This window comes from Roseateles sp. P5_E11 (assembly GCF_054049355.1).
The window spans coordinates 1-10073 of the sequence record NZ_JBFUMO010000185.1; the positions used below are offsets into that span (position 1 = coordinate 1).

General features: G+C 71.3%; 8 protein-coding genes. 4 read left to right on the plus strand and 4 right to left on the minus strand.

All coding sequences use genetic code 11. The features are described from left to right. Together ACXJKR_RS15205 and ACXJKR_RS15210 are read left to right on the plus strand one after the other, a co-directional pair. Window positions 1-2311, plus strand: a 2311-nt coding sequence (locus tag ACXJKR_RS15205) for a hypothetical protein (RefSeq protein ID WP_457323533.1), incomplete at its 5' end; no start/stop codon positions are given. Further along, complete coding sequence (locus ACXJKR_RS15210; protein WP_457323534.1) at window positions 2308-5433, plus strand: hypothetical protein; 3126 nt, start codon at window positions 2308-2310, stop codon at window positions 5431-5433. The genes ACXJKR_RS15205 and ACXJKR_RS15210, both read left to right, overlap by 4 nt. Before the next feature lie 16 nt (window positions 5434-5449). On the opposite strand, the gene ACXJKR_RS15215 is transcribed toward ACXJKR_RS15210, so the two are convergent. Genes ACXJKR_RS15215 through ACXJKR_RS15225 form a run of 3 tightly spaced genes read right to left on the minus strand, consistent with a single transcriptional unit; the run spans window position 5450 to window position 7441 of the window. Next, entirely contained in the window at window positions 5450-5842 is a 393-nt protein-coding gene (locus tag ACXJKR_RS15215) for a nuclear transport factor 2 family protein (protein WP_457323535.1), read from the minus strand. 13 nt (window positions 5843-5855) lie between these two features. After that, entirely contained in the window at window positions 5856-6551 is a 696-nt protein-coding gene (locus ACXJKR_RS15220) for a DsbA family protein (protein ID WP_457323536.1), read from the minus strand. Window positions 6552-6556: 5 nt separating this feature from the next. Beyond that, window positions 6557-7441 (minus strand): MBL fold metallo-hydrolase, encoded by an 885-nt coding sequence (locus ACXJKR_RS15225; RefSeq protein ID WP_457323537.1) that lies wholly within the window; start codon window positions 7439-7441, stop codon window positions 6557-6559. A 142-nt stretch (window positions 7442-7583) separates the two neighbouring features. Here ACXJKR_RS15225 and ACXJKR_RS15230 point away from each other — a divergent pair, with 142 nt between their 5' ends. Then, on the plus strand, window positions 7584-8522 hold the full coding sequence (locus ACXJKR_RS15230) for a LysR family transcriptional regulator (RefSeq protein ID WP_457323538.1): 939 nt from the start codon (window positions 7584-7586) through the stop codon (window positions 8520-8522). Then, window positions 8519-8758 carry a hypothetical protein gene (locus ACXJKR_RS15235; RefSeq protein ID WP_457323539.1) on the plus strand — a complete coding sequence of 80 codons (240 nt, stop codon included), beginning with the start codon at window positions 8519-8521 and terminating at the stop codon, window positions 8756-8758. The genes ACXJKR_RS15230 and ACXJKR_RS15235 overlap by 4 nt, the downstream gene beginning before the upstream one ends. Before the next feature lie 76 nt (window positions 8759-8834). Here the strand turns inward: ACXJKR_RS15235 and ACXJKR_RS15240 are convergent. After that, window positions 8835-10073, minus strand: a 1239-nt coding sequence (locus ACXJKR_RS15240) for a rhamnogalacturonidase (RefSeq protein ID WP_457323540.1), incomplete at its 5' end; no start/stop codon positions are given.

The window sequence follows — 10073 nt, forward strand, 5'->3', positions numbered from 1 at the left end:
CTTCAGCACCGCGCCCAAGCTGTCGTTCGCCTCGGCGCAATTCCCCGATGCCGGCGGCTACCCCGAGGGCTTGCGTGCCAAGCCCCTCGGCAGCGATCTGCTCAGCTACGACTGGGAGCTGCTGGACGTGGCGCTGATCGACGCCACCGAGGCCGACGTGGTGGTCGCCGGGCCTTTCAGCAGTGCCTGGCACGGAGGCAAGCATGGCGATGCCGGCGGCCAGCCGCAGCCGGCCGAGCTGCTATTGCTGACGCCCTTTCGCGACCCGTGGATGCATGCGGTGGGCGACGCGGGCGCAGGCGTGGCGGGAAAGCCGCTGCAGGAGCTCGCCGACGTCTGTCATCTGCGGGCGGATGCACATTTCGGCTGGGCGCTGGGCGGCTCGGCCGCGCGCGAAGGCAGTGGTTTCCGGTTGCCGCCCGACCCGCACAGCGCCGACCCGCTGCAAAGCCAGGTGCGGGCGCGCGTGGAGCTTTTGCTGACGCAGCCCGCGCTAGCCCCCGTCGTGCTCGACAAGACCGCGGCGAACCTGCTGCCCCTGCACATGGGCTACACCGGCCCGCGCGTGTGGCCGTTCGCGCCGCAGTCGCTGGACGGGCGGCAGTTCAACGCCTGGCTCGACCCCGGCGCCGTGCAGTTCACGCCGCGCATCGACTTCGCCTTCCAGCGCGTGCAGCCGCGGCACGACCTGCGCATCGTGCCCGACGAGGCGCTGACGCAGCCGCGCCTGTGGCTGGTGGTGCGCGCCACCGACTGGCAGGCCAATGCCGCCGGGGCGCGGCCCTTTGTCGTCGTCGACGACCTGGCGCGCCGCTGGGCACCCGATCTGCAAGCGGATCTGGGCGACGGCTGGCTGGCCGTGCGCTGGCTGCCGCCCGCCGACGGCGCCGTCAAGCTCATCGAGGCGAGCTGCGTCGCAGGGACGCGGCTGGGCTTGCTGGCGCTGGGCGGCATCACGCTGTCGGCGGCCGCTGCCGCTGCGGCGCGCAATGCCGCCACGGCTGCCGAAGCGGCCAAGCAGAAGAAGGCTGCCGACGACGGGCCGCCCAAGGCCGACGCAAAGCCATCGAAAACGCGCCGCGCCGTGCTCGACCCTGGGCGGCTGTACCGCATCGATGTGAGCATGCGCTGGTCCGGCACGCTGTACGAGGTGGATGACAAGGGCCAAAAGCAGGTGCTGGCGACGCGACCCGCCGATGTCACGACCGAAAGCGTGCGCAGCTACTGGTTTCGCACCGCGCCGCTGCTCGGGGCGGGCGGCAAGCCGGCACCCAGCACGCATGCCTATCTCGACTTGATCCACCGCAAGCGCGATTTCTTTGACCCGGCCATGCTCCAGCGCTACCTGCTGGGCTATGAGCCCGCGCAGAGCGAACTGCACCGGTTTGCCCACGACCCCGTGCGCATGCGCTTCGCACCGGGCCACGTGGCGCTGCTGGCCGCGGCCTACAAGTACGAGCTGCTGTGCGGCCTGCGCCGGCTCGACCAGCCCGAGGAGGTGGAGCCTGACCAGTTGCTCGTGCCCAAGCTCGCCTGGGTCACCAGCACCACACAACTGGCCGGCAGCGCCGCCGTCATCGCCAATGCCTATCTCGCCTCGACCTGCGGCCTGGCGCCCAACGTGGCCGAGCTGCGTGTGGACGTGACGCTCACGCGCGACACCTGGTACGAGGTGTTCGCGCTGGCCAAGTCAAAGCGGGAAGGCGTGGCGGACGGGCGGCTGCCCGGCGTGAGCTTTCGCACCTCGCGCTGGGCCACCGGCACCGAGATGCTGGCGGGCCTGCACTTCCCGATCAGCGGCCTGGCTGGTCACCCGCAGGGCGACGTGGCGCTGCAGCCCGGCACGGTGCTGGCCGCGCAGGTCAGCAAGGGGGATGACGCCGCCTTCGATGCCTTCCTCGACAGCCTCGGGATGGACGGATGGCCCGCCGCCGCCGAGCCGCGCATCAGCCTGCTGTGGCTGCCGCCGGTGGCCGCGGGAACACCTTGGCTGTGCGCCGGCGCGCTGATCGAATCGCCCGAGCCGGTGCACCGAGACGGCCGTTTCGATGTGACCGACCTGCAGCTCGTGAGCGGCGCCAACAGCGCCAACTTCAACGTGCGGCTGCGCGACCGCAGCGGCTCGCGGCTGCTGTTCGCCGCGTCCGTGCCCTTCGTGCCGCGGCGCACGCGGCGCGGCATCGGCTTCGCGTGGGTCATGCCCAGGCTGCGCCTGCATTGCACCGACCAGCCCATCGGCCTGCCACCCAAGCCGTTGCAGGGGCTGCTTGAAGTTCCGCTGCAGCCCAGTTTTGCCCAGGAGGCCGCATGAACAGCTGGCTCGTTGACCCTCGCTATTTCTCGGCCCACGCGGCGGCGGCCGGCATCGTCGCCCCCGACCCCGACCTGCCCAAGGGCACGCATCTGCGCCTGTTCCCGTCGGCGGCGCTCGGCTTTCCACTGGCGCCCTTTCTGGTGTGGCCGGTCGAGGCGTCCGCGACCGATGCGCCGGCCATGGACTGGTTCGCCCGCGACGGCCGGCTGCTGCCCGCGCTGAACCTCGACGCCGGGGGCGGCCAGCTCATCGGCCGCCGCCAGCTCGAGGCGCCCAGCGACGCCCGCGTGGCCGGCATCGAGGCGCGCTTCCAGGGCAGCGGCGAGCTGGCCCTGCTGGGCCGCAGCGGCGACCGTGTCGTGGCGGCTCGGTCTTCGCCGCGCTGGCTGGTGGCCGCGCCGCAGATCACCGGCCTGCGCCTGCGCGGCCGCGGTCGGGTCACGCTGCAGGGCTGGGGGATCTCGGCCGGGCGGGCGATCGAGGCACTGCTCGGCCAGCAGCCCTTCGCCAGCCTGTCGCTGCCCATCGAGGGCGACCAGCCCTGGTATGCCGGCGGCGAAGGCACCGCGGTTGCGCTGCAGCGCGCCGAGCGTGCGGCGCCTGAGCGCTGGACCCGCCCCGACCGCCCCGACGGCCCCTTCGATGCGCTGCCGCCTTCTGCCGAACGCGCGCGCGTGGCCGCCTTGCAGGCCGACCTGGACGACGACACCCAACGCCTGGTGGGCGACGCGGAGAAGCCGCCGTCGCTGGTGCAGCGCACCCATCTCTGGGAGGCTGCGGTGGCCCTCAACGGCAAGCGCCGGCCGTGGCAACGCGCCACCGAATGGGTGCAGGGCAGCCTGCTGATGAAGGCGCTGGACCCTGGCGCGGGCCGCTACCTGGGCACCGCCACGCTGCTGGACAACCTGCTCGTGCCTGACAACCCATTCCAACCGCCTGGCGCACGCGGCTGGCTGGCGGCGGGCCTGTTTGCCGTCGGCCCGGCCATGCGCTTCGAGCTGCCTGACGCCGACGCGACGGAACTGGGCCTGATCGAGCGGCTGATGCAACTGCAACCTGGGCTGCGCGGCCCGGCCGAACTGGCCGTGCAGCGCCATGGGCTGACGCTGCGTGCCTTCGTGGCCACCGCCTTGGCCGCGCCGCCGCCCGACCTGCCAGCCGCACCCGAGGTGCTGCTGGGCGATGCCGGCTGGCAGCGCGAGGACGAGGGGCCGAGCATTCGGTTCCGCCAGCAGCTGCGCATCGCCACGCCGGCGCTGGCCACGCTGGTGGCGCTGGGCCGGCTGGAGGCCGACGGCTGGCGCACGCGCCATGACATGGTGGACCTGACCCCCGCCACGCCCGATGCCGACCCCGCCGAGCGCGCCGCCCCGCGCATGCTGGGCAACGCCGACAAGCTGCACGACGGCGTCTTCGGCATCGTGTCGGATGCCAACATCGACGCCGGCAACGCGCCCTGGAGCTACCGCGTGGCCCTGGCCGACGTGTTCGGCCGCTTCGGCGCAGCGACCGAGGTCGTCGTGCCGACGCCGCCGCGGCCGCCCATGCCGCAGCCGGTGCTGCGCTCACACCTGCAACTGGTCGGGCGGGCGGCTGGCGACGCGGCGGCCGTGGCCGGCAGCGTGCGCTGGTCGGTGGTGGTGCCCGCGCTGCACGAGATGACGGCCGGCTCGCGGCCCTTGTCGCGCGTCGTGATCGACCTTGATGGCGCGCTGCAGGACGCCGTGGCGCCCCAGGACGGCGGCGTGCTGCACTTCGACTTCGAGCTGCCTGCGCTGCTGCCGATGGAAAGCCGCGCCGTCACCGCGACGGCCCATTTTGAAGATGACGCGGGCACGCCCGGCCCCACCGTGTCAGCGACCATCGCCATCCACGACCCGCGCACGCCGCCGGTGCCGCAGACGGGCGTCGCCATCGTCTGGAGCAGCCGCCCGGCGCCGGCGACCGATGTCGAGTTCCGGCTGCGCTTCACCGGCGTGGCCGGCGCCCGCTACCGCGCCTACCTGGCGGATGCGCGTGGACTGGGCATCGCGCTGATGGAGGGCGAGCGGCCGCGCACCCGCGCCGAGGTGGCCGTCGATGGCGCGCAGCAGGGCCTGGCGGGYCTGGGGTTGCGCGATCGTTTCCGCCTGCTCACCGACACGCCGCTGACGCCCGGCGGCGACGGCAGCGTGCTGTTCGACACGCGCCTGCCGCGGGCGCTGGAGACCGTGCAGTTCCTGCGCTTCGTGCCACTCAGCAGCCAGGGCAACGAGGCCGCATTCGAGAGCTGTCCGCTGCTGCCGGTGGCCGTGCCCAGCGACCGGCGCCCGCCCGCACCGCGGGTGGAGACCCGCGTCGACCCGGTCAGCGGCGTGGCCACCGTCACCGTGCGCGCGCCTGGCCTGGACCTGGTGGCGCTGCGCGCCGCCGAGCCGGGCCTGTTCGACGAACCACCGGCCGCGGACGCGCGGCCGCCCGAGTACCGGCTGCGGCGCGCCAGCGGCGGCGTGCCCGAGGCGCTCTACGCCCGCGAGATCGGCCGCGGCGTGCTGCGGCGCGACGGCGGGGAGTTCGTCGCCGAGGTGGACGACTCGCCAACGCCCGAGGGCTTGAGCGCCTACGTGCGCTACCACTACTGGGCCGAGCTGCGCATGCCGCCCGAGCGCCGCCTGCCGCCCGGCGTGGCCGAGATCCCGCTACCCGCCGGCGCCGTCGAGCCGCTGCAGCCGGCGCAGCGCCTGGACGCGCCAGGCGCGTTCAGCAGCGCGTCCGCGCCCGCGATGGCCATGTTCGTGCCGGCGGATATCCCGGCGTTGCCGGACGGCAGCGTGACGGCAACGGTAGGCGCCGGGGCCGCAGCCGGCACGTGGCGGCTGACGCTGGCGATCCGCGGCGGCCCGGTGGCCCACCCACGCGCGGTGGGCGGCTTCAGGGTGCAGGTGCATCTGAAGCTGGATGACGGCGACTGGGCGCCCGAGGCTGCCGCGGTGCCGCTGGACAGCGGTGCGCTGGACCTCGTCATCGAGCGTGCCGTGCCTGCCGTGCCGCCGGTGCCGGCCTTGCAGCTGGCGCTGGTGCTGGTCGACCCGGTCGGCCGCGAGGCGCCGCTGCTGCGGGTCGCCGCCACGCCGGTGTGACGCCGGCGGCGGTGGCTCAGGCCGTCATCGCCCTGGCCACCAGCAAGGTGTCGGTGAACTGCTCGAAGGCCACCACCCGCCCCGTCTTCAGCCGCCACACGTGAGCCACCCGCGCATGCAGGTCCTTGCCCGTGGCGCGGTGGCGGCCGCTGTAGTGGCCCAGGGCGACCAGCTGCTCGCCGCCGTCGATGAGCTGCTCCAGCGTGAAGCGATAGTCGTCCCAGTCACGGCCCAGCACCGCGAAGACGTTGCTGACGACAGCCGCGGGGCCGATCCAGGTGCCCGCGCAGGGGAAGCCGGCCATCTCCGTCCAGGCCACKTCGGGAGCCATGTCGGCCATCATGGCCAGGACGTCGCCGCGCGCCGAGGCGGCGTAGTGGTCGCTGATGATTTGCAGATTGCTCTTCACGCCTGCCTCCGGCTCACGAGGCACAGCCATCGATGCTGCAGAACGCGGCTGCGTCGCCGGGCTGCGCCGGCGCCTGGCCGAGCATGCCCTGCAAGGCGGCCGCGAAGTCCTGAGGCCGCCCCAGGTGGGCCGTGGCGTCCACGCGGCTGAGGCCGGCTTGGGTCTCCAGCACAAAGCTCGGGAATCCGCGCGCGCCCGTCTGCGCCATGAAGCTGCGCGTCTGCTCGATGTGGGCCTGCACCGGGCCCAGGCTCTGGCGGCCCAGCTCGGTCGCGAATTCCGCCCTTGGCAGGYCGATGGTGCCGGCCAGCTCGATCAGCACGGCCGGCTCGGCAATGCGGCGGCCCTGCACGTAATGGGCGGCCTGCAGCTCGGCCAGCATGTCCGCGCCACGGCCGGCAAGGGCTTCGGCGGCGAGGATGGCGGCGGTGGGCGGCTCGGAGTCGAACACCGCCTGTGGGTCGCACAGCAGGCCGTCGCGGTAGGCGTCGCCGAAGGGCTGGCCGGTGGCTTGGGCAATGCGCTGGTCATGCGCCAGCACGTAGGCGCGCAGCTCGGGCGTGACGGGCTGGCGTTGCGGGCCGGTCATCATGCCGCCGGCATGCAGGCGCACCGGCAGCAGGCCGCGGGCCGCGCGCACCAGGGGCGCGGCGCCCCAGCACCAGCCRCACAGGGGGTCGTAGATGTAGTGGAGGACAGGGCTCGTCATGGTGCTCACCAGGCCATTTCGCCCTTGTTGACCTTGGCGCCGATGTCCAGGGCCATGCCCAGACCGGCCTGGGGATACGCCTGCTTCATGGCGGCGATGAGGTCGGCGCCGGTCTTGGCCTTGGCGGCCTCGGCGTCGAAGCGGCGCAGGTAGTCGCGGGTGTAGCGGATGGCGCTGGTGTCGAGCGCGGTGCCGGCGGCCATGTGGCCGGGCACGRCGGTGACGGGCTGAAGGGCCTCGATCTCGTCAAGCTGGGCCAGCCAGGCCTGGCGTTCGGCGGGCTTCTGGGTGTCGGCCGTCCAGACGTGCAAGTTGCCGAAGATGGCGATGTTGCCGGCCACGGTCTTGATGGACGGGATCCACACATAGGGCCGGTGGGCCAGCGCGCCGGTGGTGCCGCGCACCTCGATGGTCTCACCGTCGACGGTCAGGGTCGTGCCCTGCAGGGCCTCGGGCACGATCGGCTGCTGGGGCGCGTTGGCGCCCATCTTGGGCGACCAGAAAGCCAGCTTGCCGGCCAGCTTGGCCTGGATCTTCTCGCGCACGGCGGGCGTGGTCACCACGCGGGCCTGGGGGAAGACGGTCTTGAGTGTCTCGGCACCGAAGTAGTAGTCCGGGTCGGCGTTGCTGATGAAGATGGTCTTGAGCGTCTTGCCGCTGTCCAGCACGTTGGCGGCCACGCGCAGCGCATCGGCACGGGTGAAGCCGCTGTCGATGACCAGGGCCTCGGTCTTGCCGCTGATGACGACGGCGTTGACGTGGAAGCTGTTGCCGTCGGCGTTGTAGACCTTGACGGCCAGCGGGGCCTGGGCCAGGGCGCTGCCCGTGGCAACCATGCCCAGGGCCAGGGTGGGCAGCAGGCGGCGGGCGAGTTGGCTGAGAGGGAACATGAGCATCTCCGGTGGGGGTCTGGTGGCCGTGCCGAGGTGTCGGCGGGGTGTGGGGCGAACTCTAGGTTTTGCGGTATGGTTGATAAAGACCGATTCGGTTGACTATTTATTTCGTTTTTCGTCGCAATCAAAGAAAGAGATCATGGATCGCCTGACCGCCATGCGCGTCTTTGTCGAGGTGGCCGACCGCGCCAGCCTGACCCAGGCGGCCGATCAGCTGGAGATGTCCACCGCCATGGTCAGCCGCTATCTGGCGGCGGCCGAGGACTGGTTCGGCGCCCGGCTGCTGCACCGCACGACACGCCGCGTCAGCCTGACGGATGCCGGCAGCGCCGTGCTGCCCGCCTGCCGCCAGATGCTGGACCTGGCGCTGGAGACCCAGCACCTGGCCGCCGAGCGCAGCCGCGAGCCGGCCGGCCTGCTGCGGGTGACGACGCCGGGTTCGCTGGCCGAAGCCCAGCTGACGGCCGCGGTGGTGGATTTCCAGCGCCAGTACCGCCAGGTGGAGGTGATGCTGTCGGTGGCCGACAAGGCGGCCGACCTGGTGGCCGAGCGGGTCGACCTGGCCGTGCGCATCACCAACACGCTGGACCCGGCCATGATCGCCCGCCCGCTGGCCGTGTGCCGCTCGGTGCTGTGCGCCTCGCCGGCCTATCTGCAGCAGCACGGCACGCCGCGCACCGCCGACGAGCTGCGCCAGCACCGCTGCGTGGCCCACGCCTTCGGCATCGGCAAGCAGTACCGCTTCATGCGCAGCGCCGAACTGATCACCGTGCCGGTGGAGTGGAGCCTGCACACCAACGAGACCGCCGTGCTGCGCCGCGCCGTGCTGGCCGGGGCCGGCGTCGGCATGCTGCCCACCTACTACCTGGGCGATGATCTGCGCGCCGGCCGGCTGCTGCCCCTGCTGCCCGACCACCAGCCCGAGGTGCTGGGCATCCATGCCATCTACCTGTCGCGCCAGCACCAGCCGCTGGCGCTGCGGCTGCTGGTGGACTTCCTGGCGGCACGCTTCGCAGGCGAGCCCTGGGACCGTGAACTGAACGCCGCCCCTGCGGCTGCGCACGAGGAGACTGCATGAACCAGCCCTTGCTCGACGTGCTGGCGCTGCTGCGCGCCGGCCAATGGGTGCAGGCGCACGACGAGGTGCAGCGCCACGATTCGCCCGAGGCCGCCTGGCTGCATGCCCTGGTGCATGTGCAGGAGGGCGACCTGGAGGACGCCGAGTACTGGTACGGCAAGGCCGGCCGAGACTGGCGCCGCCGCCTCGGGCTGGCCGAGGAGCTGGACGCGTTGGAGCGGCAGCTGCGTCTTTAACTGGCGCGACAGCGCGCGCAGGCCGGCCTGGCGGCCGCTCAGGTGCAGGGTCAGGCGCTGGCCGGCCGCGAGCCCCTCAAAATGTCAGCGCATCCACACGCCCCGGGACCTCGCGGTCCGGCATGCCGCGCACATCCCTGGCCGAGAATTCGCTGACCCCGCGCAGCGCGAACAGCGCCGCCCCGCCCTGCCCGCGCCGCAGATTGACGGCATGGAAGCTGGCATCGCTGACATCGTCCAGCACGACCGCGGTTCGCCCCTCCGGCTTSACGTAGCCRACCTTGACGTGATGARCCTCGATGGCCTTCACATGGCGCATGTAAAACGCATACGCCGGSGCCTTGCCGAACATGCCGGGCTCCGGATATCCGTTTGCGTTTTCGGGCGGAACCACCTTGCTCCAGGCCGCATCGCCGCCGCCTTGCRTTTCTATCTGCACATTGCTGATGCGAATATCCTCGATCAGRTGCCCTTCCAGCCCGGCAATGGTGCTKGCGTGATTGACGTGCGCACCGGACACCACAACATTGCTGATATTGATGCGCTTGATCGTGCCCACCGGCGGCTTGTTCGGTCCGCGCAGGCGCGCGCCCAAGCGTATGAAGATCGGATCGTTCACCACGTTGCGCATGGTGATGTTGGAGATCGTCAGGTCCTCGATGTGCGAACCGTCCACGCTCTCGATCGCCAGGCCCCGGCACTCGTCGAAAATGCAGTTCGTGATGGTGATGTTCTTGAAGTCGCCATTCGATTCGGTGCCCATCTTGATGCGGCCGTATCGCCCCGACCGGTATTCCGGTGCACTGCGCTTGAAGGTGCCATCAATCAGGCTGCCCTCGTCGAAATTCCCCGACACCAGGCAGTCGGATATCGTGATGTTCTCGCAGTGCTGGATGCGCCCCAGGCCGTAGCTGGCCTTGAGGCAGATCGCATCGTCCCAGGGCGTGTTCAGGCTGCAATTCGTGACGCGCACGTTGCTGCAGGCGTCGATATCCATGCCGTCGCGGTTGGTGTCGATGATCAAGTGATCGATCAGCAGATTGCTGCAGCCGGTCGCCAATATGCCGAAGTGGCCGCCATGCAGGATCGAGAAATCACGCAAGGTCACGTTGCGGCACTCGCGCAGCGCAATCGCCTTGTCGGCTTCGCCGGGCTGATCCGGTTTGTCGGTGTAGTAGCCCGTGTACTTGTCGTGGCCGCTGATCAAGCCTTTGCCGTGAATCAAGCCGCCGCCGACGATGGCCACGTTATTCAGGCCAATGCCCCAGATCAGGCTGTTTTGCCAGTGGCTGTGGCCGTAGTCCTGATAGTTGCC

Excerpts from the sequence above, each read along its gene's own strand:
- ACXJKR_RS15230 (WP_457323538.1), top strand. The coding sequence starts at position 7,584 with ATGGATCGCCTGACCGCCATGCGCGTCTTTGTCGAGGTGGCCGACCGC.
- ACXJKR_RS15235 (WP_457323539.1), top strand. The coding sequence starts at position 8,519 with ATGAACCAGCCCTTGCTCGACGTGCTGGCGCTGCTGCGCGCCGGCCAA.